Genomic DNA, 25,047 nt, shown 5'->3' on the forward strand with positions numbered 1-25,047 from the left:
TGAAGACCGACGCCACCGCACGCATGGTGTTTCTCCCCCGACGCTCCGCGCTCGCGGTGGCCGCGGTCTTCGCGGTCACCGCGGTCCTCGGGACCGCGGCCTCGGCCGTCCACGCGGCAACGGACGAACGCAAGACGACGGTCTCCGTCGCCTTGCCGACCGATCCGCTGCTGGTGCAGCTGAACCAGGTCGCCCTGGAGCGGACCGGCCCCAAGCGCGCGATCGTCGAGTCAACCGGCGTGGCGCAGGCGGGCCGCTACCGCGTACTCTCCGGCGGCAAGACCGTCGCCGAGGGCGAGCTCAAGCCGCTGCCGGATTTCTCCGCCTGGGGCGCGGGCAGGCGCTACTTCGAGGCGGACTTCTCCGCCGTGCAGACGCCAGGCGTCTACCGCATCGAGGCGACGCTCGACGGCAAGCGCGTGACGTCCGCGCCGGTGCGGGTGCGCGATCAGGCGCTGTTCTCGATCACCGCGGACAAGCTGCTCGACTACTTCCACCGCAGCCGCCACACCGGCAAGGGCGACCGTCGCATCCGCATCTTCGAGACCGATCGCTTCGTCGACGTCCGCGGCGGATGGAAGGATGCCGGCGGCGATACCGGCAAGTACCTGTCGCACCTCGGCTACGCGAATTTCTTCAACCCGCAGCAGACGTCGATGGCGGCCTGGGCGCTGGCCTACACGGCGGATTCGTCGGCGGACCTGTACCGCCGCGCGGGGCTGCTCAAGCGCGCGCAGGACGAAGCCTTCTGGGGCGCGGACTACCTGCACCGCATCCTCGATGCCGAGGGCTATTTCTACACGACGGTCTTCGACAAATGGGGCGCGGCAGGCGCCGAGCGCATGGTCGTCGGCTACGAAGGCGATGACGGGCGCTACACCAAGCTCTACCGCTCGGCCTACCGCGCCGGCGGCGGCATGGCGATCGCCGCGCTGGCGCGGGCCTCGCTGCTGGCCAGGCAGTCGGGCCGCCACGGCGACTTCGACGGGAAGACCTACCTCGCCGACGCGGTGAAGGCCTTCGACCATCTGCAGCAGTTCAACGCGCAGTACACCGCCAACGGCGTCGAGAACATCATCGACGACTACACCGCGCTGATGGCCGCGGTGGAGTTGTTCAACGCGACGAAGGAAGCGCGCTTCCTCGACGCGGCACCGCGCGCGCGCCGACAGCCTGATGCGGCGCCAGGCGGCCGACGGCAGTTTCATCAGCGATGGCGGCACACGGCCCTACTACCACGCGGTCGAAGCCGGCCTGCCGGCGCTGAGCCTGGGCCACTACCTCGACATCGAGACCGACGACGCACGGCGCACCCGCGCCGCCGCGACGATCAAGGCCGCGTTGCAGCACGAGGTCGACATCACGCGGCGCGTGTCCAACCCCTTCGGCTACGCGCGGCAGTCGTTCCAGTTCACCAAGGACGGCAAGGCGGAAGGCCCGGTGCTGGAAGGCTTCTTCATCCCGCACAGGAACGAGACCGGCTACTGGTGGCAAGGCGAGAGCGCGCGGCTGCTGTCGCTGAGCACCGCGATGGCGGTGGCCGGCCACAAGGCCTCACCCGCCCTGCCCGCCGACTGGGCCGCCTTCGCACAGGACCAGGTCGACTGGACGCTGGGGCGGAACCCCTACGGCATCTCGATGCTCTACGGCTTCGGCAAGCGCAACCCGCCGACGGTGGCGTCGAGCGCGGGCGACATGTTCGCCGGCGGCATCTCCAACGGCATCACCGGCGCGGTCGGCAGCGATACGGGAGAAGGCATCGCCTTCGGCCCCGGTCCCGACGACGAGCAATGGCGCTGGGTGGAGCAGTGGCTTCCGCATACGACGTGGATGCTGCTGGCGGCGACATCGATGGCGCGCCCGCCTGGCTCGCCCTAGGTCTCCAGGTCCTTCCTGGCCCTCCGCACTCCGCGCTCCTCAGCCCGCGATCCTCAGCCCGCGATGGCCGACGCGCGACGAGCCGTCGCCATCGGCCTTCTCCGTGCTAACCCCAGCGGCCCTGCTCGCGAGCGAATCAGGCGACGGCGCTAACATCCGCCGATGGGCACGGAACAGCAGTACATCGACGCGATCGGCCGCATGGCCGTCGTGCCGACCATCCTCGACGCCATGGCGCGTCTCACCGGGATGCGTTTCACCGCCGTCGCCCGCGTGACCGACACCACCTGGACGGCGTGCGCCGTACGCGACGAGATCGCCTTCGGGCTCAAGCCCGGGGACGAACTCCAGCTCGTCACGACGATCTGCAATGAGATCCGGCAGCACGGACGCCCCGTCATCTTCGGCAGCGCCAGCACGGACGACCGCTTCCGCGAGCACCCGACGCCCCGGATGTACGGCTTCGAGAGCTATGTCTCGATCCCGATCTTCCGCGCCGACGATTCGTTCTTCGGCACGCTCTGCGCCATCGACCCGCGGCCGGCCAAGCTCGACGATCCCGTGCTGCATCAGACGCTGGAGCTGTTCGCCAAGCTCATCGGCACGCAGCTCGACGCGCAGGACCTGGACGAGCAGCGCCGGACGGCCCTCGCGGCCGCCGCCGATGCCCGCGAACTGCTCGAATGGGAGAACCAGCGCATCACCGCGCTGTTGAGCGAACGCGACCAGGTGGAACGCGTCATCACGCGCGAGCTGAACGACACGCGGCGGCTCCGGGACGTCGCCGCGCGGCTGATCGGCACCGATGGCGGCTCGGCCCTGTATGGCGAGATCCTCGAAGCGGCCATCGAGATCCTCGACGGCGATGCCGGCACCATCCAGCTGCTGGACGAGCGCTCCCAGACCTTGAGCTTCCTGGCCACCCGCGGCTTTCCTCCGGCGATGGTGGCGCACTTCGCCGAGGTCGATGCGTCGTCGGGCTCGCCGTGCGGCATCGCGCTGGCGACCGGCGCGCGGTCCTTCGTGCGCTTCGACGATCCGACCTTGCCGGACCCGGATGGCTCCAACCGGCTGCATCTGTCGGCCGGCGTGCGAAGCGCCCAATCCACGCCCCTCGTCAGCCGGGCGGGTCGTCCGATCGGCATGTTCTCCACGCACTGGAGCGAGCCGCGCGAGCTCAACGAACGCGAGCTCCGTTTCCTCGACCTGCTGGGCCGTCAGGCCGCCGACCTCATCGAGCGCAACCAGGTGCAGGAAGCCCTGCTGGCGAGCGAGCGCGAGCTGCGCGAGGAAGCCCGCCGCAAGGACGAGTTCATCGCCGTGCTGGCGCACGAGCTGCGCAATCCGCTGGCGCCGATCCGCAGCGGCATCGAGGTGCTCAAGCGCGCCAACGGCGACGCCCGGCTGATCGATCGCGTCCGGCCGATGATGGAGCGGCAGATCGTCCAGGTGGTCCACCTCATCGACGACCTGCTGGACGTCTCGCGGATCCGGTCCGGCAAGGTGCAGCTCAAGCGCGAATGGGTGAGCCTGCGATCGCTGGTGGAGAGCGCGCTCGAGGCGCATCGCGGCCAGATCACGGCAGGCGGCATCGAGCTGCTGGTGGAGCTGGACGATCCGGAACGCCAGCTCGACGTCGATCCGACGCGGCTGTCGCAGGTCATCTCGAACGTGCTCCACAACGCGGTGAAGTTCACCGCCGCCGGCGGCCGGATCGCGATCCGCGCCAGCTTGCAGCCGGCCGCGTCCGGACCCGACATGGAGCAGGTGCTCCGCATCCAGGACTCCGGGGTCGGCATCGCCGCGGAGATGCTGCCCAACATCTTCGACCTGTTCACGCAGGCGCGTTCGGACAGCTCGCGCCATGGCGGGATGGGGATCGGGCTCGCGCTGTCGCGCAGCCTGATGGAACTGCACGGCGGTGCCATCGAGGCCAGCAGCTCGGGCGCCGGCCACGGCAGCGAATTCGTCATCCGTCTGCCCGTGAGTACGCCCGCCGCGCCGCCGCCCGCGCCTGGAAGCGACGACGACGACCTCGACCTGGCCGGCCTCCGCGTGCTGGTGGTCGACGACAACCAGGATGCCGCCGACGGCGTCGCGATGCTGCTGACGATGAGCGGGGGCGAGGTCCGCGTGGCCTACGACGCCACCCGCATCGTGGACGACGTGCGGGCGTTCGATCCGGGGCTGGTGCTGCTGGACATCGGCCTGCCGGGCGTCGACGGCTATCAGGCCTGCCGGCACGTCCGCGAGGAGATCGGCCCCGCCGTGCACATCGTGGCCCTGACCGGCTGGGGGCAGGAAGAGGACCAGCGCCGCGCGAAGGCCGCTGGCTTCGATGCGCACCTCACCAAACCCGTGGACCTGGCAAGCCTGGCGCTGATTGCCGCGAGGGCCTCGAAGGCATCGAGCGCTTCGAGTGCCTCCAACACGGCGCTCAGAGCAGACTGACCGCCGGCAGCGTCAGCAGCGAGGTCTCGCGCATGATGCTCACGAAGTCGCCCAGGTAGGGCTTGCTGGCCAGCGAGGTGGTGCTCACCGCATAGAGCCGGCCGGTCAGGCCCGCCTCGCCGATGCGCTGCTGCGCGACGTAGCCGCGGGCGAGGTAGCTCTCGACGGCCCACAGCGGCAGCGCGGCCAGCCCGCGGCCGCTGGCCACCAGTTGCAGCATCGCGACCGTCAGCTCGCTGGTGCGACGCGGCGGCGTCACGCCGGCGGGCTTCAGCACGCGGCGCACGAGGTCCAGCATCTCGTCCGGCACCGGGTAGGTGATCAGCGTGTGGTCGGCGAAGTCCGCCGCCTCCAGCCACGGCTTGCCGAGCAAGACATGACCCTTGGGCAGCAGGGCGACGATCTCGAACTCGAAGAGCGGGTGCACGACCACCGCCGCCTCGTCCGCATCCACCTCCGACACGATGGCCACTTCCGCGCGGTCCTGATGCAGCAGCCCCACGGGATCCGCGTGGAAGCCGGACACGATGTCCAGTTCCACCTCCGGCCAGCGGCTGCGGAAGGCGTCCATCGCCGGCATCAGCCAGTCGAAGCAGGTGTGGCACTCCACCGCGATCCGCAGCTGGCCCGCGGCACCGGCGGCCAGGCGGCGCAGGTCGCGGTCGGCCTCCTCCACCTGCGGCAGCACCAGTTCGGCCAGACGCAGCAGGCGTTGGCCTGCCACGCTGAACTGCACGGGCTGGCTCTTGCGCTCGAACAGCACCGCCTCGTAGTGGTCCTCCAGCCCCTTGAGCTGGTGCGACAGCGCCGACTGCGTGAGGTTGAGCAACTGCGCCGCGCGCGACACGTTCCCGGCCTCCCGCACCGCCAGCAGCGTGCGGAGGTGTCTCAGTTCCAAGGGCAGGTTCATGAATTAAATTGTTGATCGACTAAAAAACGTTTCGTTTGAATCATAACGAGCGAGCCGGGATCATCCGCATCGAGATTCACCCCGGACGCTTCAGATGATCAGGATTCATGACCCCATGCGATGGCTCGGCCAGGCGCCAACGGCGCCTGCGTCTCGCGCGGCCGTGTGGCGGGCGCAGCAGGCCAAGGGGCGGGACTTCGTGACGGTGGGCGCACGGCCTGGCGTCGATGCGGTGACGCAGATGCTGTCGCTGGTCGGCGCCCCCTCCGCGGAGTTCGACAGCGCCACGACCTTCCAGCTGGACGCCGGCGCGCTGCTGGCGGAGATCGATGAAGCCATCGCCCTCCCCGCCAGCCCCTGCGTGGCCCTGCTCGGGCCGGTGAGTCTGCTGTTCCTCGGGACGAACGGGGAAGACGCATTCGACCGCCTCGGCCTGCTGGACCGACTGCTCCCCGTCTATGAAGCGCTGCTGACGAAGCTCGCGGCGCGTGGCGTGACCTGGGTGCAGATCGATGAACCTATGCTCGCCGAAACGCTTCAGCCGGCGTGGCAGGACGCGCTGCGACGCGCCTACGCGCGGCTGCTCGGCGTCGATCAGCACCTGATGCTCACGACGGGCGCCGCGCTGCTGCCGGGCAACCTGGCACTCGCCTGCGAACTGCCAGTGGCCGGCCTGCACATCAACGCGCCGATCGATTCCGATGAGTTGAAGGAAGCGGCACTGCGACTGCCGCGCGAGCGGGAGCTGTCGGTGCGGGTCGACGGCCCGGACCACGGCGGCACGCAAGCCTTGGCGTCGCTGCGGGCCTTGCGTCAGCTGCGCGGCGGCCGGGTCTGGCTGGCCGGTGAGCTGGAGTGGAACGCCCGCGAGGGAGCCGGCGCCCCCGATGAACTGGTCGCCTTGCAACGCGCGCTGTGGCGGGACGATGCGGCGCTGGCGCTCACGGCGTCGTCAGCAGCTGCTGCACGCTCGAGAAGTCCAGGCCTCCCCGCCCAGCGCGGCTGTTGAGCGCATAGAGATTGCGCGCGAGCTCACCGAGCGGCACGGCCGCGCCGACCTGCAGCGCGGCCTCGACCGCCAGGCCGAGGTCCTTGAGCATCAGGTCGCTGCCGAAACCGCCGCTGTAGCCGCGCGACGCGGGCGCATCGGGCTTCACGCCGGGCCAGGGGTTGCAGACCTCGGTGGCCCAACTGCGCCCGGTGCTGACGGCCATCATCGCGGACAGCGCCTGCGGATCCAGGCCGTGGGACACGCCGAGCGCCAGCGCCTCGCCGGTCACCGCCATGATCACGCCGAGCGCCATGTTGTTGCACAGCTTGGCCACCTGGCCGGCGCCGGAGGCGCCCATGTGGAAGATGTTCCGCCCCATCGCTGCGAGCACCGGCCGGGCGCGCTCCAACGCGGCCGCCTCTCCGCCGACGATGAAGGTCAGCGTGCCCGCCGCCGCACCCGCGGTGCCGCCGGACACCGGCGCATCGATCATGCCCAGGCCACGCGCCCGCGCGGCTTCGGCGACGCGCTGCGCGCTCGCCGGCGCGATGGTGCTGCAGTCGATGACCAAGGCGCCGGTGGCGATGCGGGCGATCAGGCCGTCATCGCCGAGGAACAGCGACTCGACATGCTTGCTGGCCGGCAGCATCGAGATGACCACCGACGCGCCCTCCACGGCCGCGGCCGCCGAGGGGGCGACGGTGACACCCGCTGCGCGCGCGGCGGTCAGGGCGGCTTCGCTCAGATCGAAAGCCGCGACCGGGTAGCCATTCTTCACGAGGTTCGCCGCCATCGGCCCGCCCATGTGGCCGAGGCCGATGAAGGCGATGCGTTCAGCAGTCGTCGCGTTGCTCATGGTCTTGTCTCCTTTGTCGTTGAATGACCGGATCGTTCAGCGCAGATCGGCGAGCGGGTGGGGGCCGGTGAAGCGCGGCGCGAGCAGCGCGTCCAGTTGCGCCTCGCCACCGTCGTCCTGCGAGCTACCTTGCCAACGCGGCGTCTTGTCCTTGTCGATCAGCAGCGCGCGCACGCCTTCGGCGAAGTCGGGGAACACGCAGCAGCCGACCGAGGCCTGGTACTCCAGCCGGAACACTTCCCGCCAACGACGCTTGCCGCAGGCGGCGCTGCAAGGCGATGGCCAGCGCGGCGGATGTCGGAGATCCTTTCTGGAACGTCGCCCCGGCGGTCGCCAGCCACGCGTCGCCATCACAGGCGAGCGAGCGCAGTCGCGGCGCGATCGTCGCCAGCGTGTCGTGCGGACCGATCAACGCATCGATGCGATCGCGATGCGGCGCCAGCTGGCTCGGCGCCAGCTCAGCGGCAGGCAGCGCGCGCAGCAGGTCGTCAAGCCGTTCGGCATCGGCTGCGCGTTCACCGTCCCAGCGCGCATGCGCGATGGCTTCGAGCAACGCGCCATGGTCCTCCGCACGCGCGGCGCGATCGGCCAGACCGGCCCACAACGCATCCGCCGCATTGAGCGGCGCCCCGGTGAGCGCGAGGAACAGGCCCGTGCGCCCCGGCAGCCGCGAGAGGAACCAACTTCCTCCCACATCCGGATAGAGGCCCAGCGTGATCTCCGGCATCGCCAACCTGCTGCGCGGCGTCACCACGCGATGCGACGCGCCCGCCATCAGGCCGATGCCGCCGCCCATGACGATGCCGTGTCCCCAGACCAGCAGCGGCTTCGGATAGCGATGGATCGTGTGGTCGAGGCGGTACTCGCGCTCGAAGAACTCGGCGGCATCGCGCGGCACCTTGCCGGGTACGGTCGCGCGCATCGCGCGGTAGAGGCTCACCACGTCGCCGCCGGCGCAGAAGGCCTTCTCGCTGTTGCCGTCCAGGATCACGCCCGCCACCTGCGGGTCGTCGGCCCACGCGTTCAACTGCGCCTGGAGCTGGTCGACCATGGGCAAGGTCAGCGCGTTGAGGCTGGCCGGGGCGTTCAGCGTCGCGTGGCCGAAGCGATGGCCCGACGCGGTCACCACCGTGCGGAACAGCACCGGGGCTTCATTCTGAAAATCAGTCATCGGACTTCCTCAAGCGTTGCGCCACTGCGGGCTGCGCTTGCCGAGAAAGGCCTGCACGCCTTCGCGCTGGTCGTCGGTCTCGAAGAGTCCGATGAAGGCCTCGCGCTCGGCCGCGAGTTGCGATTGCGGCGGCGCGGTGCGCGCGCCCTGGATCAGTCGCTTGCACGCGGTCACGCTGGTGGGGCTCTGCGCCTGCACGCGTTCGGCCCACTGGAGTGCCTTCGCGAGCGCGCCGCCTTTCGGCGCGAGCTCGTCCACCAGGCCGATGCGCAGCGCGGTCTCCGCGTCGACGCGCTCGCCCAGCAGCACCATGCGCTTGGCCCAGCTTTCGCCGACGGTCCAGCTCAGCCATTGGGTGCCGCCGGCGCAGGGCAGCAGGCCGACGGTCGCCTCGGGCAGCGCCATCACCGCATGCGATTCCGCGATCCGCAGATCGCAGGCCAACGCGCACTCCAGGCCGCCGCCCATCGCGTAGCCGTTGATCGCCGCGATGCTGACGCCGCGGAATGCGGACAGCGCTTCAAAGGCCTCGCCGAAGCGGCGCGCCATGGTCGCGGCGACGGCCTTGTCGCCGTCGGCGAACAGCTTCAGGTCGGCGCCCGCGCTGAAGAACTTCTCGCCGTCGCCGGTGATGACCAGCGCGTAGACCTCGCGGTCGCGGTTGAGGTCGCCGACCAGCCGCGTCAGCGCGGCGAGGCTGTCCGCCGTCCACGTATGAGCGGGAGGATTCGTCAGCGTGACGATGGCCGCGTGGCCGCGGCGCTCCAGGCGCAGGCCGGCGTAGGCGGCGTTGATGTCGAGGGATTCAGTCATCGTGGTCTCCGGTTTCGGGTTGTCTGTTCTGCTTCAGCGGATCGCTTCCGGCGCCTGGTCCTGCAACATCCGGCGCGCGACGATGACGCGCATGATTTCGTTGGTGCCTTCAAGGATCTGATGCACGCGCGCATCGCGCAGGTAGCGCTCCAGCGGGTACTCGCGGATGTAGCCGTAGCCGCCGTGGATCTGGAGCGCCTCGTTGCAGACGCTGAAGCCGATGTCGGTGGCCAGGCGCTTGGCCATCGCGCAGTACACCTGCGCATCGGGCGACTTCGCATCGAGCTTGGCAGCGGCGAGCCGGACCATCTGCCGCGCGGACACGAGCTCCGTCGCCATGTCGGCGAGCTTGAACTGCAGCACCTGCATGTCCGCGAGCGCGCGGCCGAACTGGTGTCGCTCGTGCATGTAGCGCTGCGCCGCGGCCAGCGCGCCCTGAGCCGCGCCGACCGAGCAGGTCGCGATGTTGATGCGGCCGCCGTCCAGCCCCTGCATCGCGATGCGGAAACCCTGCCCTTCCTCGCCCAGCAGATGCGCCGCCGGCACGCGCACGCCGTCGAACGCGATGGCGCGGGTGGGCTGGCTGTTCCAGCCCATCTTCTCTTCCTTGCGGCCGTACTGGATCCCGGGCGAATCGCCTTCCACCAGGAACGCGGAAATGCCATCCGCACCCGCACCGCCGGTGCGCGCCATCACGACCAGCACGTCGGTCGCGCCGGCGCCGGAGATGAAGGCCTTGTTGCCGTCGATCACGTAGGCATCGCCATCGCGGCGCGCGGTCGTGCGCAGCGACGCCGCGTCGGAGCCCGAGCCCGGTTCGGTCAGGCAGTACGACGCGAGCTTCACGCCGCTGCACAACGCGGGACCGAATCGGCGCGCGATCGCTTCCGCCGCATACGTGCTCACCATCCACGCCGCCATGTTGTGGATGCTGAGGAAGGCCGTCGTCGATGGGCAGGCGGCGGCCAGTTCCTCCAGCACGATCGTCGCGTCCAGCCGCGGCAGCCCGAGTCCGCCGCTGGCCACCGGCGCATACAACCCGCAGAAGCCGAGTTCGCCCGCATGGCGCAGCGTGTCGCGCGGGAAGAAAGACTGCGCGTCCCAGCCGGCTGCATGCGGTGCCATCTCGTCGCGGGCGAAGTCGCGCGCCGCCTGCTGGAAGGCGCGTTGCTGCTCGTCGAGCTCGAAGTCCATCAGGCGCTCACCGGCTCACTTGAGGCTGATCGTCGTGTTGACGCCGCCGGTGGAGGCGTCGTCGAACCAGCGCGCGGTGACGGTCTTCGTCTGCGTGTAGAAGATGACGACCTGCTTGCCGTAAGGACCCAGGTCGCCCAGCTTGGACGCGCGCGATCCGGTGAACGAGAACAGCGGCACCGGCACGGGGATGGGCACGTTGATGCCGACCTGGCCGATGTCGATCTCGTCCTCGAAGCGGCGCGCCGCCGCGCCCGACTGCGTGAACACCGCCGTGCCGTTGCCGTTCGGATTCGCGTTGATCATCGCGATGGCGTCGTCGAGCGTCGCGGCTTCGGCGACGCACAGCACCGGGCCGAAGACCTCCTGCTCGTAGATCGTCATGCCGGGCTTCACGCCGCTGAAGATCGTCGGGCCGACGAAGTTGCCTTCCTTCAACTGGCCGCTGAGCGGCGGCAGGCGGCCGTCGAGCGCCAGCGTCGCGCCGTCCTCGATGCCACGGGCGATGAGGCTTTCCACCCGATCACGCGCCGCGCAGGAGATCAGCGGCCCGACATCGGTCGTCGCCGAATCACCGGCGCCGACGCTCAGCCCCTGGGCCTTGGCGATCAGATCCGGCAGCCACTCGCGCGCGGCGCCGACCAGCACGGCGACCGACACCGCCATGCACCGCTGCCCCGCCGCGCCGAAGGCGGCGCCCACCAGCGCGTTGAGCGTCTGCTCCTTGTGCGCATCGGGCAGCACGACCGCGTGGTTCTTCGCGCCCATCATGCATTGCACGCGCTTGCCGGCCTTCGTCGCGCGGTCGTGGACCAGCGTGCCGACGCGCGTCGACCCGACGAAGGAGATGGCCCGGATGTCGGCGTGATCGCACAGCGCGTTGACGACGTCCTCGCCGCCATGCACGACGTTGAGCACGCCCTTGGGAATGCCGGCCTCGAGCGCCAGTTCCACGAGCCGCATCGTCACCATCGGGTCCTGCTCGGACGGCTTCAGCACGAAGGTGTTGCCGCAGGCGATCGCCATCGGGAACATCCACAGCGGGATCATCGCGGGGAAGTTGAACGGCGTGATGCCGGCGCACACGCCCAGCGGCTGCAGCAGGGTGTAGGTGTCGACACCGCCGGCGACGTTGTGGGCACGCTCGCCCATCTGCAGCGAGCCGATGTTGGCCGCGTGCTCGACGACCTCCAGCCCGCGGAACACGTCGCCTTCGGCATCGGCGAGGGTCTTGCCCTGCTCGGCGGTCAGCGTCGCGGCCAGCGATTTGATGTTGTCGCGGATCAGTTGCTGGTACTTCAGGAAGATGCGCGCGCGCTGCCCGATGGGCACCTTGCGCCAGGTCTTGAACGCGTCCTGCGCGGCGGCGATGGCGGCCTCGACTTCATCGGGCGTGGCCATCGGCACGCGGGCCAGGCGTTGCTGCGTCGCGGGGTTGATCACGTCGCGCCACTCGGTGCTGCGCGACTGGACGAATTCGCCGTTGATCAACAACGGAATACGGGGCAAGTCTTCGCGGCTCATGCACGGTCTCCAAGCGTTCGATGCCATCGTGGCGACCGGTTCTGCGGCGCACTCGACGGTGGGTTGAATTTCACAGAGAATCTATCCACACACTTTGCAAGACGCCAGTTCTTCCTCTTGTGATGCGGTGACCAGGCAAAACACTCCACACGAATTCTGTGAAATCAGCGAATGCTGTGAAACGCATGGCCAGCCCCACCGGTACCCCGTCGAGTTCGTCCCGCAAGCTGTTCATCGGGCCGCGGATCCGCCGCCTGCGCGAGCAGCTGCAGTGGAATCAGGCCGAGCTGGCGAGCCGTCTGGCGCTGTCGCTCAGCTACGTGTCGCAGATCGAGACCAACCAGCGGCCGGTCACGGCGAGCGTGCTGATCAAGCTCGCGGAGGTCTTCGGCGGCGGCATCGGCCAGTTCTCGGAGGAGCAGGACCAGCAGCTGCTCGCGGACCTGGACGCGGCGCTGCGCGACCGCTCGTTGACCACGACGGCGATGGCGCCGGCACAGGTCGCGCGGCTGGTGGAACAGGCCCCGGAGCTGGCGGAGTCCTACGTCGCGCTGCATCAGCGCTACCTGCGGCTGCAGGACGAGCACTCGCAGATGATCGATCGCTTCTACGGCGAGCAGGGTCGCGAGGCGGCGGGCGCGCCGCCCTCGTTCCGCGGCGAGCCGCTGCCGCACGAGGCCGTCCGCGATCACCTGAATCGCCGCAACAACCATCTCGACGACCTGGACCTGCGCGGCGAGCAGCTGGCGGAATCGCTCGGCCTGGTCCCTGGCCATCGCGCGCAGCCGCTGCGCGAGCTGCTGCTGCAACGCCACGGGATCAAGACCGAAGTGGCCGACGACCCGCAGACGCGGGAAGAGATGTCCGACGCCTTCCTGCGTCACTACGACGCGCGTCGACGGCTGCTGCGCATGCCGCGTTTCCTCAGCGATGCGCAGCAGGCGTTCCAGCTCGCCACGCAGTACGCGTTGATCGCCGAGGCCGATGCCATCGAGGCGGAACTCGGCGCCGGCGCCTTCGTCGACGAAGCGACGCGCGCGCTGGCCCGGCAGGGGTTCGCCCACTACTTCGCCGGCGCGACGCTGCTGCCGTATGGCGAGTTCCTCACCGCGGCGCGCAACGCGCGCTACGACGTCGAGCTGCTGCAACAGCGATTCCAGGTCAGCGTGGAGACGATCTGCCATCGCCTCTCGACGCTGCAGCGCAACGGCAACCGCGGCGTGCCGTTCTACTTCGTGCGTGTGGACCAGGCGGGCAACATCTCCAAGCGGCAGAGCGCGACGAGCTTCCACTTCGCGCGACACGGCGGCGCGTGCCCGCTGTGGCACGTGCACGAGGCCTTCGCGCAGCCGGGTCGCTTCCTCACGCAGATCGCGGAAATGCCGGACGGCAGCCGCTTCTTCGGCATCGCGCGGACCATCGAGCGACACGGCGGCGGCGGTTACCTGGCGCGGCGCAAGCTGTTTGCGATCGGGCTCGGCTGCGACATCTCGCATGCACGGGAGCTGGTCTACGCCGAGGGCTTGAACTTCGACGAGAGCACGGTGTCCAAGCAGGCCATCCCCATCGGCCCCGGCTGCCGCGTCTGCCCGCGCGAGCACTGCGTCCAGCGCGCATTCCCGCCCGCCGGCAAGGCACTGGTGGCGGACAGCGACAGCGAGTCGCTGGTGTCGTATCGCTTCACCGGCTGAGATCGATTCCATGAACCTCTAAGACACGATGCACCTCCCATGAAGTTCGCATGCTCCTGCGGTCACGTCATCGTCGACCAGACCGACTTCCTGCCCTACAAGGCCTACCTGATTGCCGACCAGGATTGGGAAGACCATTGCGACAGCTTCGAGGTAGCGTGGGAGTCCCGCCGAATGCTGGATCGCACGTGCTATCAATGCGAGCAGTGTGGCCGGCTATGGATAGATGACGCGGGCGGTCAACTGCAGAGCTTCATGCCGGAAAGTCCGGCAGGACATCGCATCCTGCGATCCTCGCTCGGCAAGGCCTGGCGTTCTCCGATGGCGGGGAGTTGGACGGACAGACCTTTTGGTGACGCTCCCAGGGGCACGCTGTGGTGCGATGCGGCTCCTGCATTCCACCAGGGCTTCGACGACTGGGGAGAACTCGAGCGCGCCTACCACGCGCTGCTGTCCCAGCTGATTCATCAGGATCTCGTGAGATCCGCGTTCCTGTCGAAGAACGGGGAGATGCTCCACCGGTGGTCGTTGGAGAAGACACCGACGTCGGCAGACGGTTCGGCTCCCGGGAGCTGGTGGCAACGTTGGTGGAAGTCCCGGCAGCGCTGATACTCCGCGCATGCCCTCCTACGCTTGGTCCTGCCTGTCCTGCGGCCGCTCGAACGCGCCCGCATGCGAGCGCTGCAGCGAATGCGCTTGCCCGGCAACGCCGCGGTCGAGCGAGATCGAAGAAGCTCGCCGCCATTACACGCAGCGCGGCGGCACGCTCGAGAACGACGCCAGAATGGCGGCGATGCGGGACCTTGACACCTTCGATGTGCTGATCAGACTGCCACTCCTGGTCTTGCTGGGTCATCGATCTCGGCGATGAGAACGCTCGTCGGCTGACGCCCGTCGCTGAGATGCGGACACGGCGCTGGTGGCGGCCGGCGACCACGCGTCGCTGGTGTCGTATCGCTTTACGGGTTGAAGAATTCCACATCGCCCCCTGCCCTTCGCGACAGGCGCCTAATGGGGCTCACGATCAAGGCTGGAGTGGACGATGAAGCGCAGTACCAAACCCCACCCGGACAAGCGACCACGACCCGGCGCCGAACGCGGTCTGCCCACCGCGGAGCGGGCGGAGCTGCAGCGGCAAGGCGCCAAGGCCGCGGCCCGCGGCGACGGGTCTTCCGGAAATCCGATGGACGAGACGTCCAACCTGCCCACCAGCACCGGGGAATGCTCCGACCTGTGGAAGGAACGCAAGGACGCGTGGCAGAGCGGCCACGAGGCCCAGTCGAGGACCGACGACAAGGCCGCCACCGAGCGCGGCGACACCTACCGCACGAAGGACGATCACTGAACGGCCCCGCACCAGGCCGGGCCTCAGGGCCCGCATGTTCTCTCCGCGTTTCCTCGTTATCGGCCCGGATTACCGGGCGACCTCGTCGCGCGGGTCCGACCTCAGCACCGCGAAAAGATGGCGCTGGCGCATGACGCCAAGCGACGCTGTCTTTACGTCGAGCGGAACACGTCATGGCCTCGAACTTGCCTCCAGTCGTTGAGCCGGTCTCTCGGCACAACGAAGGTCTCACCATGAACAGCAGTACCTCGCCTGGCGGCACGCAAGCCCCGAAAACGTCGCGTCCCGAGAACGAAGACGACGACCCGGTCGGGGACAACCGCCCCGTGGGGGAGTCGACCGGCGCCGACGTCCCTGACGACACGGAAGAGGACGCGTCGAACTCCGGTGCCGTTCGCACCGGCAACGACAAGGCGGAACCGACCCGGCAGTCGTCCGATGTTGAAGAGATCAAGCCCCCCGAAGAATTGCCCGAGGGCAGCGACGTGCCACCCAGCGATCGCCTCAACGACCATCACCCGGAGGAATTCCCGTCGCGCCGCTCCGGGCGCCAGCCCTCCCCCGACAGCAAGCTGCCGCAGTCCAGTCGCGGCTGAAGGCAGACCCGCTGCTCATGAACGGTGGCGCGCGGGCCGACGCGCCATGAGGACGTCGGCCGGGACACGGGGCGCGCATGCACAATCCGCTGCCAAATGCGCGGATTGCCCAACCCCTTCGTTCGACGCGTCCAACGGCTCCTGGTCGCAGGATTGCTGGTCCCACTGCTGACGCTCGCGGCGGCGAGTCCGGAGCCGCCTCCGCCCACAGCGTCGGGGACTGCCACGGTCAGCGCCGTCGCCGCGCCCGACATCCTGACGCGCGCCGACGAGGACCTGCAACGCGTCGATCGCGCCAAACGGCTGCTCCAGGCGCCGGACCCGTCCGAACGGCTCGCCCGCGAGCTCGACGACATCGCGCGCCCGGTCAATGCCAAGCTCAACGCCGCCGCGGGCAGCGCCTTGCGCACGCTGACGGTCATGCGCCTCGAGAGCCTGGCGCGACATTGGGACTTCGACGAACGCCGCTTCGCTCGATGGGAAGTGCGCTCCACCCGGGCGCTGGCACCGTACGCGGACACCGCGGTCCAGTTGGCCCAGCGTCGCGCCGCGTGGTCGGCCACGCGCGCGGCGGGCCTGCTCGACGGACTTCCCCCGGCGCTCTCGGCACGCGTGGACACGATGCTCGCGCAGTTCGATGCGTCTGAAGCGTCCCCTGAGCATCGTGTTGGCGAAGCAGTTCGACCTGACGCAGCGCGCGAGCGAGTTGAAGGCCCGCATCAACGCGGGTCACGACGAGGTCGACGCGGCCATCGATGAGATCGACCGCCAGTTGTTGCGGACGGACGTGCCGCCGCTGTGGAGCGAGTTCTGGCCCGGCACCGGCACGGCGGGAGCGATCGCCGCGATGGAACGCGGCTTCGAGATCGAGCGCCAGTTCGCGGTGGACTATCACGCGGCGGACGGCGGGAACCAGCAGGCGCTGCGCATGATCCAGATCCTGCTGCTGCCGCTCATCCTGTGGCTGGCCGTGCGCAGCCGGCGCGCGCCCGATGACAGCGAGCCGAGCCACGTGACGCGCGCCCTGCGTCGCCCCGTCTCGTCGTGGTTGCTGCTGGCGATGCTGGGCGTGCTGGTGCTGGAGCCTGACGCGCCCCTGCTCGTCCAGGAACTCGCCCTGGTGCTGGCGCTCACCCCCGTGTTGCGCCTGCTGCCGTCCGGCACGGTGCGCGCGCTGGGCGTCTGGCCCTACGTCGCGGTGGCGCTCTACATCGTCGACCGCCTGGGCGTGGCCGTGCCGGCCGACGTCGGCCTGTACCGGCTCTACACGCTGGGCGTGAGCGTCCTGGCCATGGGACTCACGGTGTGGCTGCTCCGCCGCGCGCCTGCCGACCGTGCCACCGACGAGAGCCGTCTCCGGACGGCGGTCCGCCGGATCAGCTGGGTCGTGCTGGCCGTGCTCACGGTCTCTGTCGCGTCCAACATCGGCGGGAACATCTCCCTGGCGGAAACCTTGACCAGCGGCGTGATCGACAGCGGCTACATGGCCCTGCTGCTCTACGCGGGCGTGGCGGCGGTGCGCGGCATCCTGCACGCGCTCGGACGGCAGCCCGAGCTGGCGCAGCGCAAGCTCGTCCGGCAGCACGGACCGACGCTGGAGGTGATGGCCACCCGGCTGCTGGTGCTCGCCGCGTGGCTGGGCTGGCTCCTCTACAGCGCGGACCGGTTCCGCGTGCTCCGGCCCCTGCGCGCCGTCGGCGCCGACGTGCTCGATCTCGGCGTCGACGTGGAGAGGTCTCGATCCACCTGGGCGACGTCCTGGTGTTCTTCCTGTCCACCTGGCTGGCCCTGTGGGTGGCCCGCGCGGTCCGTCGACTGCTGCGCGACGAGCTGCCCCACCATGCGGCCCTGCCGCGGGGTGTCGGCAACAGCATCGCCTCGTTGAGCTATTACGGCGTCCTGCTGCTCGGCCTGCTGGTGGCCTTGTCGGCCGCGGGCTTCAAGGTCAGCCAGCTCGCCCTGGTGTTTGGCGCGTTGGGCGTAGGCATTGGATTCGGACTGCAAGGCGTCGTCAACAACTTCGTCTCCGGCCTGGTGCTGATGTTCGAGCGTCCGATCCAGCCGGGGGACATGGTCGACGCCGCGGGCACCTCGGGCACCGTGCGCGAGATCGGTCTGCGCGCCACCATCCTGCGCACCTTCGACGGCGCCGACGTGGTGGTGCCCAACGGCCTGCTGCTGAGCGGGAACCTGACGAACTGGACCATGTTCGACCGCAGCCGCCGCATCGAGATCGCGGTGAACGTCGCCTACGGCTCGGACCCGGCGCAGGTGCTGGCGGTGCTGGGCGCGGCGGCGCGCGAGACACCTGGCGTGGCCGAGCATCCACACCCCGTGGTGCTGATGACCAGCTATGCGGACAGCTCGCTCAACTTCGTGGTGCGCGTCTGGACGCAGGACGTCGGCGGATGGACGGCGCTGCGCGGCGAACTGCTCGCGCGCGTGCTCGCAGCGCTCCAGCAGGCGGGCATCAGCATTCCGTATCCGCAGATGGATGTGCATCTGCGCAGACCCTGAGGCGAAGCGCCTTCCGGCGCCCCTGCGACCCCTCTGCATGTCTCCCATCCGGGCGAGGCCGCCCCGCCCCGCCGGTGGTATGTTGCGCGCTCCGCACCACCGGCACCCGACATGCAAGCACCCGGCCTTCGTCTGCTTCGATCCATCGTCCGTGCCGGTCTCGCGTTGCTGCTGCCGCTCCTCCTCCCGGCCGCCGCCATGGCCGCGATGGCAGCCCAGGCGCCGACGCCGGAGCGCATACCCCTCGCCGAGCTGCTGAAGCATCCGCCGCTGGACCAGCTCCACCACACCTCGTGGGGTCCGCGGGAAGGACTGGTCGGGCCGGTCTACAGCCTGGCGCAGACCACCGACGGCTACCTGTGGCTGGGCACCGATCGCGGCCTGCTGCGCTTCGACGGCGTCCGCTTCGAGACCTTCGAGTCCCTCGCCGGCGAGAAGCTCCCCGAGCGGTCCGTGCTCTCGCTGCAGGCCACCCCGGACAACGGCCTGTGGATCGGCTTCATGCGCGGCGGCCTCGCCCACGTCCGCAACGGCCACGTCCTGCTGCAGGAGCCGATGCGCCCCGGCGGCTTCGAAGGCGCCACGCGCGGCTTCGCACAGGAGAAGGATGGCACCGTCTGGGTGGCCAGCACGCGCGGCCTGTTCAAGAGAACCGGCGACCGCTGGCAACGGATGGGGAAGGCAGAGGGCTATCCCGAGCCCTCCCCCGATCTCATCACCTGGAACGTGCATCTGGACGGCGACGGCAACCTGTGGGTGAACAACACCCGCGGCCTGCTGGTGAAAGCGGCGGGGCAGTCCCATTTCTCCCGGGTCGAGACGCCGGGGGCCACCCCCAATTACCTGGCAGTGGATCCGACCGGACGGATCTGGGCGGTCATCAAGATGGAGCCGTTCCAGATGCGCTACTTCAGACTGCCGCGTCCCCAGGTGCCCGGCGACGTCTTCGGCACCGGCCACCCCGTCGCCGCGAGCACCTACATGCCCATGTTCGACCGGGACGGCTACTTCTGGTCCGGTGCACGCGACGGGGTGACACGCGAACGCTTCCCGGGCGAGGAGCCCGCCGTCGGCCGGGACCTCTCGCCCGAAGCCTTGGCCCCGCCGCCCACGCCTTTCCTCCCGCTGGTGCCCGCATCGGCCGCCCCGGCCACCACGGCCGCCTCGGCAGCCGTGGCAATCACCACCGCGACCGGCGGCATGCAGGCCTACACCTTCGGCCTCCCGGCCATCCAGCGACTGACGCCGAACCAGCGCCTGAGCGGCGAGCAGGTGATGCGGCTGCTGCAGGACCGGGAGGGTTCGATCTGGATCGCCACGAACGGCGGGCTCGACCGCCTGCGGCCCACGCGGGTCTCCCTGTTCCAGTTCCCGGTTCCCATGTCCACGCTGGCGATGGCCATGGGGCCGCGCGGGGGACCTCTGGTTCACGTCACGCGCCGCCATCTTCCATCTGCCGCCGGCGGGCGGCGAGCAGGAGCTGCGGCAGTACGCCGTGCCCAATTCGACCATCACCCGGGTGTTCGTCGACCATGCCGACACCGTCTGGGTGGGCGAGATCAGAGGCCTCTCCCGCCTGGATCCCGGCGGGCCGTCCGCTGTCGTCCGCACCCCGGACGTTCCGAACTGGAAGGGCACGATCAAGGATCTGGCCGAAGACCGATCGGGCACGATCTGGGTCGCCTCCCAGTTCAGCGGGCTGCTGCGCCGCTTCAGCGATGGACGGTGGGAGTGGTTGTCCGGGAACAAGGGATTCCCGCCGGGCTCGCTGGCCTCCAGCATCACCGTGGATCCGCGCGGACGCGTCTGGATCGGCTACGTCGACGGTCAGGTCCTGCGCGTCGACGAAGGCGACCGGCTCACCCGCTTCGCCGACAAGGACGGGCTGCGCGTCGGCGGCGTGCTGGCGATCACCGCGGGCAAGGGACATGTCTGGATCGGCGGCGACCGCGGCGTGCAGCGTCTGGACGACGACGGTCGCTTCCACGACCTGCGCAGCGGCTCGGCGGACGCGCTCAACAGCGTGAGCGGCATCGTCGAGACCCCCGAGGGCGAGCTCTGGCTCAACGGCGCGGCCGGCATCACCCGCATCGCGGCGGCCGACCTGCGGCGGGCGATGGAGGCGCCGGGCTTCCAGGTGCCGTTGACGCAGTTGGACACGCAAGACGGGCTGACCGGTCGGGCGGAGACCAACTGGCCGCTGCGCACGGCGCTGCAGACGCCCGATGGCCGGCTGTGGTTCGCCATGACCAACGGCGTGGTCACCGTGGATCCCCGCCCGGCTCACCCGCAGCGCCGCCCCCGCGCCACTCGCCATCCAGCGCGTGCTGGTCAACGGCGCGCCGTTGCCACCGCAAGCGGGTGGCCGCGTGCAGGCCGTCGCGGGGACCAGGGACCTGCAGGTCGACTACACCTCGCTGTCGCTGGCGATGCCCGAGCGCGCGAACTTCAAGTATCGGCTGCGCGGCCTGGAAACGACCTGGCACGAGGCCGGCTCGCGCCGCCAGGCGTTCTACACGAACCTGGGCCCGGGCAGCTACACCTTCGAAGTCCAGGGCACCAACGAGGACGGCGTCTGGAGCACCGAGCCCGCGTCGCTGTCCATCGAGATCCCGCCCACGTTCCTGCAGTCCACGGGCTTCCGCGCCCTGTGCGCGCTGCTGGCCGTGGGTCTGGTCGCGCTCGTCGTGCGCATGCGCCTGCGCCAGATCGAAGCGCGGGCGCGTGAGCGCTACCGCGCCCGGCTCGACGAACGCACCCGCATCGCGCAGGACCTGCACGACACGCTGCTGCAGGGCTTCCAGGGGCTGCTGCTGCGCTTCCAGCGCGTGGCGTGGGGCATCCCCGACGATTCGCCGGCGCGTGCGGAGATGGAGCGCGTGCTGGACCAGGCCGATGCCGTCGTCATCGAAGGTCGCAACCGGGTCACCGACCTGCGCCTGCCGCCGCCCGACGTCGGCACGCTGGAGCAGACGCTGGAAGCGCTGGGCCGGGACCTCTCCGGTTTCCATGACGCAGCGTTCCGCTCCGACGTCGAGGGCACGCCGCGGCTGCTGGACGCGTGCGTGCACGCGGAGCTGGCGCTTGTGGGCCGGGAGGGGCTGTTCAACGCGTTCCAGCATGCGAAGGCGACGGGCATCACGCTCACCATCGCGTACACCGATGCTGCTTTCACGATCAGGATCGCCGACGACGGCGTCGGCGTGCCTACCGCGACGCAGGTCGACGGCCACAGGCCGGGTCACTGGGGACTGAGCGGCATGCGCGAGCGCGTGACCCGCATCGGCGGCAGTTTCGAGCTGCGCAGCGCGCCGGGCGCCGGGACCGAAGTGCTGCTGAGCATCCCTGCCGCACTGGCCTATCGCCAGCGCGACAAGCAGGCGCGCCTCCCGGCGCTTCGGCGGTGGCTGCGCGAGCTGCTGGGTCGCGCGCTGCCCACGCGTGCGCCGGGTTGAGGGCAGGTGGAGGGCAGGTTGAAGCCGGGTCACGCCCGGGTCACGCTCAGGTCACGCCCGGATCGGGATCACGCGAGGACCTGGCTCACTTCAGGAACTCGACGAGCGCACCCATCGTGTCGTCCGGGGACTCTTCCATGATCCAGTGGCCGGCCCCCTTCACGATGCGGCCGTCGACCGATTCCGCGACCAGACGTCCCTGCGCGATCAGGAATTCGCCCGAGGCCTTCTCGCCGGTGAGCACGAGCATCGGCATCTTCAGCTTCGTCTTCGACATCGCCTCGAAGTCCTTGGCGTCCTGCTCGAAGGCCTTGAAGTAGCCGAAGCCGGCGTGCATGCCGCCCGGCTGCCCATAAGCCGCCGCGTAGAACTTGCGATCGGCTTCGGGGATGGACTTGGTCTTGTCCGCGGCGAAGTCGTTCCAGAAGTGCTCGAAGTAGATGCGCTCGCGGCCGGCGACCAGCTTCTCGGGGACCTCCCCGTAGAAGTGGAAGTGCCACAGGTCGCGCAGCAGCCAGACCTTGGTCCAGTCGCCGACGCCCGGCAGGAAGGCATCCAGCAGCGCGATCTTCTCGACCTCGTCCGGGTACTGCGCCGCATACGCGTAGGCGACCATCAGGCCGATGTCGTGGCCGACGATCTTCACCTTCCTGTAGCCCAGCTGTTGCGTCAGCGCGTGGATGTCCTGGGCCAGCAGCTTTTTCTCGCCGGGGCGGTCCGGCTTGCCGGAGCCGCCGGCACCGCGCAGGTCCACCGCGATCACCGGGCCGTCGGTCGCCAGGCGCGGCATCAGCGGGCGCCACATGCGGCTGGTCTGCGCGTAGCCGTGCAGCAGCACGATGGGCGTGGCGTCGCCGGAACCGGCCGTCAGGTAATGCAGCTTCACGCCGTTCACGGTGGCGTCGCGTTCGACGATGGTGCCGGGTCTTGCCGACGCCGAGGGCGTCGAGGGCATCGAAGAGCCCTTCGACTGGGCCATCGCCGGGGAGGCGGGATGAGGGCGCCGACGGCGCTGAGCGCCGCGCCCCCTGCCAGGATCAGGGCCGCGACGGCGCGGCGGGTGGTGCTCGATGTCATGAGGGATTCCTTCAGGCGGGGCAAGGGTTGCCGGGTTGGGAGTGGGTCACCTGCGCCGAAGTGGCGGAGGTGACGGCGATGTTCGCCAGGGTCCTCGCGCGCCGCCATGCCGCATAGGCTCCCGCTCGCCTCCCTCTTTCGTACAGGGTAGGCGGCCCGGGACCTGGCTTCCACACGCAGTCACCGATACCGGTCGGCCTCTCCCGGAGGAGAGATCCCCGTCCTCACGCGGCCGGGCAGAGTGCCTGCGGAGAGGACATGCGCCATGACGACGACACCGCTGAAGAACGACCGGCCGATCCGCGTGATGACGGTCGACGATCACCCGATGCTGCGCGAGGGCCTGGCCGGGGCGATCGGGCTGCAGCCGGACATGCGCCTGGTGGCCGAGGCACAGGACGGCGCCGAAGCGTTGGAAGCCTTCCGCCGACACCTGCCGGACGTGACGCTGATGGACGTCCGGATGCGGACGATGGACGGCCTCGCCGCGCTGAAGGCGATCCGCGACGAGTTCCCCGCGGCGCGCGTCGTGATGCTCAGCAGCTTCGGTGCGCCCACGCAGCTGCTCGAGGCCGCGCAGGCCGGCGCGGCGGGGTATCTGCTGAAGGAGACGCTGCGCAAGGATCTGCTGGACACGATCCCGCGCGGTGCATGCCGGCGGGAGACGCTTTCCGTCGGCGCTGGCCATTCAGCTCGCCGAGCATGTGGCCGATCAGCACCTGACCGGCCGCGAGACGACGGTGCTGAAGCTGGTGGCCGAAGGCCGCTCGAACAAGCGGATCGGCGGCCAGCTGGACATCGCCGAGGGCACGGTGAAGGCGCACATGAAGAGCATCCTCGGCAAGCTCGCCGCGAGCGACCGCACGCATGCGGTCACGATCGCGGTGAGGCGCGGGATCATCGATCTCTGATCCCTCACGCGGCTCGGCCTCAAGGATGACCGTGGCGGGCCATGACCTTCTACGCGCCGGTCTGCGCAGAAGAAGATGTCCAGGATGAAACCCCTCACCTCGACCTCGACATCGACATCGACATCGCCATCGCCATCGACATCCACCTCGACGGGCGTGCCTGAGATCGGCGCGCTCGATCCCTCGGTCGCCGCCCGGGCATGGGCGCACGGCTGGTCGATTTCCCGCGGCACGCCAGCGCCGGTCGAACGCACCGGCTACTTCCAGATCCTTGTCGGCAAGCCCGAGCAGCTCACCCGCTACGTCTTTCCTCGCTTCGATCCCGACGTCCTTCGACGGCTTGTCGCCACCGAAGGAGGGCCTGGCATCTGGCTGAAGGTCTGCGCGCCGTCTCAGGACGTGTCGCCCCTGCTCTCCGACGACTGGACCGTTCACGCCCCTGAATTCCTGATGAGCGTCCCCCTCGCGGCGGGCACGGCGCCGGTCATCGCGGGCTACCGCGTTCAGACCGAACGAGCGGGCGCCCTGGTGCTGGCGAAGATCGTTGCCGATTCCGGAGAGCTGGCCGCGAGCGGCCAGGCCGCCATCGACGGCGGCTTCGCGACCTTCGATCAGATTGTCACGTCGGAGGCTCACCGAAGGAAGGGGCTGGGTCGGCTCGTCATGGCCGCGTTGTCCAACGCGGCGCTCGATCTCGGCGCCAGGCACGGCGTGCTCGTCGCCACCGAAGCAGGCGCCGCGCTCTACCAGGCGCTCGGCTGGGCCATGGTCTCGCCGGTCACGGCCGCGTCGATCACGGTCGCGTCGAGTTCCGCCGCCGCTCCCGCAGCATGAACAGGTAAAGCCCTTCGACCTTCTCGCGCGCCCACGGCGTCTTGCGCAGGAACTTCAGGCTGGACTTGACGCTCGGCTCGAAGGCGAAGCAGCGCAGCGGGATGCGCTCGTCGAGGCCGTCCCAGCCGTACTCGGCGGCCAGCTCGGTCACGATGGTTTCCAGCGTCAGGCCGTGCAACGGGTTGCGCGGTTGCTCTTGCGGCGGCGGGGCGGACTCGGTCATGAATGGATTGTCGCCGGTCGCGCCGGGCCATGGCCGCGCCGCGGCGGTCGACGCGAAGCGCGCCCCGGCACGCTTCGGCGCTGCCGCCCGCGTGGTACCTTCATCGCCATGAGCACGAATTCTCCCGACGAAGAACGCCCCATCATTCAAGAGCCGCGCACGTGGCAGGACGAGCGCTGGACCGCGCAAGTGATCAAGAACGAGGACGACGAAGGCTGGGCTGTCGCCATGACCCTGATCGGCGAGTCCGAGCCTGCGCTGGTCGGCCCCTGGACCATGGGCCGCGACAAGAAGAACCCGAAGCCGCTCGATGCGGCCGCCTTCCACACGCTGGTGAAGACGGCGTCCGAGGTGCTGCGCCGTCACGAGCAGCAGCTGCACGCCCGGCTGCACAAGAGCGTCAAGCTGGACACGGACAACGGCCGCATCCAGGTGCTGCTCGACATCGTTCCCGACGAGGACAACCCGTACGCGACGCTGACCGCGCTGAACGACGACGGCGAGCAGCTCGCGCAGGTGCGCGTGGCGGCCGGCTTCAAGTTCAATGAGGCGAGTGCTGCGGCCTGGGTCGAGAACGACTTCCTGAAGCCCTGAGGGCAAGACCCGGCCC

25 protein-coding genes and 3 pseudogenes are annotated in these 25,047 nt (G+C 69.6%); 18 read left to right on the plus strand and 10 right to left on the minus strand.

Going from position 1 to position 25,047, the window contains the following annotated elements; all coding sequences use genetic code 11:
• Nucleotides 1–23: 23 nt before the first annotated feature.
• The 3 genes and pseudogenes from ACFJIX_RS03685 to ACFJIX_RS03695 form a co-directional block, all read left to right on the plus strand.
• Nucleotides 24–1,112: pseudogene (locus tag ACFJIX_RS03685) on the plus strand (cellulase N-terminal Ig-like domain-containing protein); the annotation flags it as partial.
• Nucleotides 1,113–1,176: 64 nt separating this feature from the next.
• On the plus strand, nt 1,177–1,878 hold the full coding sequence (locus ACFJIX_RS03690) for a glycoside hydrolase family 9 protein (RefSeq protein ID WP_377157828.1): 702 nt from the start codon (nt 1,177–1,179) through the stop codon (nt 1,876–1,878).
• Nucleotides 1,879–2,040: 162 nt separating this feature from the next.
• Nucleotides 2,041–4,329, plus strand: a complete 2,289-nt coding sequence (locus tag ACFJIX_RS03695) for a GAF domain-containing protein (RefSeq protein WP_377157830.1) — start codon at nt 2,041–2,043, stop codon at nt 4,327–4,329.
• On the opposite strand, the gene ACFJIX_RS03700 is transcribed toward ACFJIX_RS03695, so the two are convergent.
• A complete protein-coding gene (locus ACFJIX_RS03700) occupies nt 4,316–5,239 on the minus strand; it encodes a LysR substrate-binding domain-containing protein (RefSeq protein ID WP_377157831.1) in 924 nt (307 codons plus the stop codon). The genes ACFJIX_RS03695 and ACFJIX_RS03700 overlap by 14 nt on opposite strands.
• A 115-nt stretch (nt 5,240–5,354) precedes the next feature.
• On the opposite strand from ACFJIX_RS03700, the gene ACFJIX_RS03705 reads away from it, so the two are divergent.
• On the plus strand, nt 5,355–6,248 hold the full coding sequence (locus ACFJIX_RS03705; RefSeq protein WP_377157832.1) for a hypothetical protein: 894 nt from the start codon (nt 5,355–5,357) through the stop codon (nt 6,246–6,248).
• On the opposite strand, the gene mmsB is transcribed toward ACFJIX_RS03705, so the two are convergent.
• The 6 genes from mmsB to ACFJIX_RS03735 are packed head-to-tail and all read right to left on the minus strand — an operon-like array spanning nt 6,181 to nt 11,788.
• Entirely contained in the window at nt 6,181–7,086 is a 906-nt protein-coding gene (gene mmsB / locus ACFJIX_RS03710) for a 3-hydroxyisobutyrate dehydrogenase (protein WP_377157834.1), read from the minus strand. The two genes, ACFJIX_RS03705 and mmsB, sit on opposite strands and share 68 nt — an antisense overlap.
• A gap of 36 nt (nt 7,087–7,122) precedes the next feature.
• Nucleotides 7,123–7,284: an enoyl-CoA hydratase/isomerase family protein gene (locus ACFJIX_RS03715; protein ID WP_377157836.1), complete on the minus strand. Its 162-nt coding sequence runs from the start codon at nt 7,282–7,284 to the stop codon at nt 7,123–7,125.
• On the minus strand, nt 7,211–8,257 hold the full coding sequence (locus ACFJIX_RS03720; protein WP_377157837.1) for an enoyl-CoA hydratase/isomerase family protein: 1,047 nt from the start codon (nt 8,255–8,257) through the stop codon (nt 7,211–7,213). The genes ACFJIX_RS03715 and ACFJIX_RS03720 overlap by 74 nt, the downstream gene beginning before the upstream one ends.
• A 9-nt stretch (nt 8,258–8,266) precedes the next feature.
• Nucleotides 8,267–9,070, minus strand: a complete 804-nt coding sequence (locus ACFJIX_RS03725; RefSeq protein WP_377157839.1) for an enoyl-CoA hydratase — start codon at nt 9,068–9,070, stop codon at nt 8,267–8,269.
• A 33-nt stretch (nt 9,071–9,103) separates the two neighbouring features.
• Nucleotides 9,104–10,264 (minus strand): acyl-CoA dehydrogenase family protein, encoded by a 1,161-nt coding sequence (locus ACFJIX_RS03730; RefSeq protein WP_377157840.1) that lies wholly within the window; start codon nt 10,262–10,264, stop codon nt 9,104–9,106.
• 15 nt (nt 10,265–10,279) lie between these two features.
• Nucleotides 10,280–11,788, minus strand: a complete 1,509-nt coding sequence (locus ACFJIX_RS03735) for a CoA-acylating methylmalonate-semialdehyde dehydrogenase (RefSeq protein WP_377157842.1) — start codon at nt 11,786–11,788, stop codon at nt 10,280–10,282.
• A 185-nt stretch (nt 11,789–11,973) separates the two neighbouring features.
• On the opposite strand from ACFJIX_RS03735, the gene ACFJIX_RS03740 reads away from it, so the two are divergent.
• The 8 genes and pseudogenes from ACFJIX_RS03740 to ACFJIX_RS03775 all read left to right on the plus strand — a co-directional run.
• Nucleotides 11,974–13,479 (plus strand): short-chain fatty acyl-CoA regulator family protein, encoded by a 1,506-nt coding sequence (locus ACFJIX_RS03740; protein ID WP_377157844.1) that lies wholly within the window; start codon nt 11,974–11,976, stop codon nt 13,477–13,479.
• A gap of 39 nt (nt 13,480–13,518) precedes the next feature.
• Nucleotides 13,519–14,088, plus strand: a complete 570-nt coding sequence (locus ACFJIX_RS03745; protein ID WP_377157845.1) for a hypothetical protein — start codon at nt 13,519–13,521, stop codon at nt 14,086–14,088.
• A gap of 433 nt (nt 14,089–14,521) precedes the next feature.
• Nucleotides 14,522–14,824 (plus strand): CrpP-related protein, encoded by a 303-nt coding sequence (locus tag ACFJIX_RS03750; RefSeq protein WP_377157847.1) that lies wholly within the window; start codon nt 14,522–14,524, stop codon nt 14,822–14,824.
• Between the two features lie 233 nt (nt 14,825–15,057).
• Nucleotides 15,058–15,420 carry a hypothetical protein gene (locus ACFJIX_RS03755; protein WP_377157849.1) on the plus strand — a complete coding sequence of 121 codons (363 nt, stop codon included), beginning with the start codon at nt 15,058–15,060 and terminating at the stop codon, nt 15,418–15,420.
• Nucleotides 15,421–15,573: 153 nt separating this feature from the next.
• Nucleotides 15,574–16,179 carry a hypothetical protein gene (locus tag ACFJIX_RS03760; RefSeq protein ID WP_377157851.1) on the plus strand — a complete coding sequence of 202 codons (606 nt, stop codon included), beginning with the start codon at nt 15,574–15,576 and terminating at the stop codon, nt 16,177–16,179.
• Nucleotides 16,088–17,305 (plus strand): hypothetical protein, encoded by a 1,218-nt coding sequence (locus ACFJIX_RS03765; protein ID WP_377157852.1) that lies wholly within the window; start codon nt 16,088–16,090, stop codon nt 17,303–17,305. The genes ACFJIX_RS03760 and ACFJIX_RS03765 overlap by 92 nt, the downstream gene beginning before the upstream one ends.
• Complete coding sequence (locus ACFJIX_RS03770; RefSeq protein WP_377161592.1) at nt 17,191–17,937, plus strand: mechanosensitive ion channel family protein; 747 nt, start codon at nt 17,191–17,193, stop codon at nt 17,935–17,937. The genes ACFJIX_RS03765 and ACFJIX_RS03770 overlap by 115 nt, the downstream gene beginning before the upstream one ends.
• A 207-nt stretch (nt 17,938–18,144) precedes the next feature.
• Nucleotides 18,145–19,257 (plus strand): annotated as a pseudogene (locus tag ACFJIX_RS03775) (two-component regulator propeller domain-containing protein); the annotation flags it as partial.
• 112 nt (nt 19,258–19,369) lie between these two features.
• Here ACFJIX_RS03775 and ACFJIX_RS03780 read toward each other — a convergent pair.
• Complete coding sequence (locus tag ACFJIX_RS03780; protein WP_377157854.1) at nt 19,370–19,924, minus strand: hypothetical protein; 555 nt, start codon at nt 19,922–19,924, stop codon at nt 19,370–19,372.
• A gap of 337 nt (nt 19,925–20,261) precedes the next feature.
• Between ACFJIX_RS03780 and ACFJIX_RS03785 the strand changes: the two genes are divergently transcribed.
• On the plus strand, nt 20,262–21,392 hold the full coding sequence (locus ACFJIX_RS03785; RefSeq protein WP_377157855.1) for a triple tyrosine motif-containing protein: 1,131 nt from the start codon (nt 20,262–20,264) through the stop codon (nt 21,390–21,392).
• An 85-nt stretch (nt 21,393–21,477) separates the two neighbouring features.
• Here ACFJIX_RS03785 and ACFJIX_RS03790 read toward each other — a convergent pair whose 3' ends face one another.
• The gene (locus ACFJIX_RS03790) at nt 21,478–22,347 is read right to left on the minus strand and encodes an alpha/beta fold hydrolase (protein WP_377157857.1); all 870 of its coding nucleotides are present in this window, start codon (nt 22,345–22,347) and stop codon (nt 21,478–21,480) included.
• Nucleotides 22,348–22,797: 450 nt separating this feature from the next.
• Between ACFJIX_RS03790 and ACFJIX_RS03795 the strand changes: the two are divergent.
• The 4 genes and pseudogenes from ACFJIX_RS03795 to ACFJIX_RS03810 form a co-directional block, all read left to right on the plus strand.
• Nucleotides 22,798–23,049 (plus strand): annotated as a pseudogene (locus ACFJIX_RS03795) (response regulator transcription factor); the annotation flags it as partial.
• Between the two features lie 67 nt (nt 23,050–23,116).
• Nucleotides 23,117–23,380, plus strand: a complete 264-nt coding sequence (locus ACFJIX_RS03800; RefSeq protein ID WP_377157859.1) for a response regulator transcription factor — start codon at nt 23,117–23,119, stop codon at nt 23,378–23,380.
• 41 nt (nt 23,381–23,421) lie between these two features.
• A complete protein-coding gene (locus tag ACFJIX_RS03805) occupies nt 23,422–23,544 on the plus strand; it encodes a hypothetical protein (protein ID WP_377157861.1) in 123 nt (40 codons plus the stop codon).
• Nucleotides 23,537–24,214, plus strand: coding sequence for a GNAT family N-acetyltransferase (locus ACFJIX_RS03810; RefSeq protein WP_377157862.1), 678 nt, complete (start codon nt 23,537–23,539; stop codon nt 24,212–24,214). Before ACFJIX_RS03805 ends, ACFJIX_RS03810 begins: the two co-directional genes overlap by 8 nt.
• Here the strand turns inward: ACFJIX_RS03810 and ACFJIX_RS03815 are convergent.
• Nucleotides 24,174–24,437, minus strand: coding sequence for a VF530 family DNA-binding protein (locus tag ACFJIX_RS03815; protein WP_377157863.1), 264 nt, complete (start codon nt 24,435–24,437; stop codon nt 24,174–24,176). The two genes, ACFJIX_RS03810 and ACFJIX_RS03815, sit on opposite strands and share 41 nt — an antisense overlap.
• 108 nt (nt 24,438–24,545) lie before the next feature.
• Between ACFJIX_RS03815 and ACFJIX_RS03820 the strand changes: the two genes are divergently transcribed.
• Complete coding sequence (locus tag ACFJIX_RS03820; protein ID WP_377157865.1) at nt 24,546–25,031, plus strand: hypothetical protein; 486 nt, start codon at nt 24,546–24,548, stop codon at nt 25,029–25,031.
• The last annotated feature ends 16 nt before the right edge of the window (nt 25,032–25,047 follow it).

Origin of the sequence: Roseateles sp. UC29_93, from assembly GCF_042695725.1 — a bacterium.
GTDB classification, from domain to species: domain Bacteria; phylum Pseudomonadota; class Gammaproteobacteria; order Burkholderiales; family Burkholderiaceae_C; genus Roseateles; species Roseateles noduli_A.

Bases quoted from the DNA above. Each gene is read 5' to 3' on its own strand.
- ACFJIX_RS03815 (WP_377157863.1), bottom strand. From the start codon at position 24,437: ATGACCGAGTCCGCCCCGCCGCCGCAAGAGCAACCGCGCAACCCGTTG.
- mmsB (WP_377157834.1), bottom strand. From the start codon at position 7,086: ATGAGCAACGCGACGACTGCTGAACGCATCGCCTTCATCGGCCTCGGC.
- ACFJIX_RS03730 (WP_377157840.1), bottom strand. From the start codon at position 10,264: ATGGACTTCGAGCTCGACGAGCAGCAACGCGCCTTCCAGCAGGCGGCG.
- ACFJIX_RS03735 (WP_377157842.1), bottom strand. From the start codon at position 11,788: ATGAGCCGCGAAGACTTGCCCCGTATTCCGTTGTTGATCAACGGCGAA.
- ACFJIX_RS03790 (WP_377157857.1), bottom strand. From the start codon at position 22,347: ATGCCCTCGACGCCCTCGGCGTCGGCAAGACCCGGCACCATCGTCGAA.
- ACFJIX_RS03695 (WP_377157830.1), top strand. From the start codon at position 2,041: ATGGGCACGGAACAGCAGTACATCGACGCGATCGGCCGCATGGCCGTC.
- ACFJIX_RS03705 (WP_377157832.1), top strand. From the start codon at position 5,355: ATGCGATGGCTCGGCCAGGCGCCAACGGCGCCTGCGTCTCGCGCGGCC.
- ACFJIX_RS03750 (WP_377157847.1), top strand. From the start codon at position 14,522: ATGAAGCGCAGTACCAAACCCCACCCGGACAAGCGACCACGACCCGGC.
- ACFJIX_RS03755 (WP_377157849.1), top strand. From the start codon at position 15,058: ATGAACAGCAGTACCTCGCCTGGCGGCACGCAAGCCCCGAAAACGTCG.
- ACFJIX_RS03700 (WP_377157831.1), bottom strand. From the start codon at position 5,239: ATGAACCTGCCCTTGGAACTGAGACACCTCCGCACGCTGCTGGCGGTG.
- ACFJIX_RS03820 (WP_377157865.1), top strand. From the start codon at position 24,546: ATGAGCACGAATTCTCCCGACGAAGAACGCCCCATCATTCAAGAGCCG.
- ACFJIX_RS03740 (WP_377157844.1), top strand. From the start codon at position 11,974: ATGGCCAGCCCCACCGGTACCCCGTCGAGTTCGTCCCGCAAGCTGTTC.
- ACFJIX_RS03745 (WP_377157845.1), top strand. From the start codon at position 13,519: ATGAAGTTCGCATGCTCCTGCGGTCACGTCATCGTCGACCAGACCGAC.
- ACFJIX_RS03805 (WP_377157861.1), top strand. From the start codon at position 23,422: ATGACCTTCTACGCGCCGGTCTGCGCAGAAGAAGATGTCCAGGATGAA.
- ACFJIX_RS03720 (WP_377157837.1), bottom strand. From the start codon at position 8,257: ATGACTGATTTTCAGAATGAAGCCCCGGTGCTGTTCCGCACGGTGGTG.
- ACFJIX_RS03725 (WP_377157839.1), bottom strand. From the start codon at position 9,070: ATGACTGAATCCCTCGACATCAACGCCGCCTACGCCGGCCTGCGCCTG.
- ACFJIX_RS03690 (WP_377157828.1), top strand. From the start codon at position 1,177: ATGCGGCGCCAGGCGGCCGACGGCAGTTTCATCAGCGATGGCGGCACA.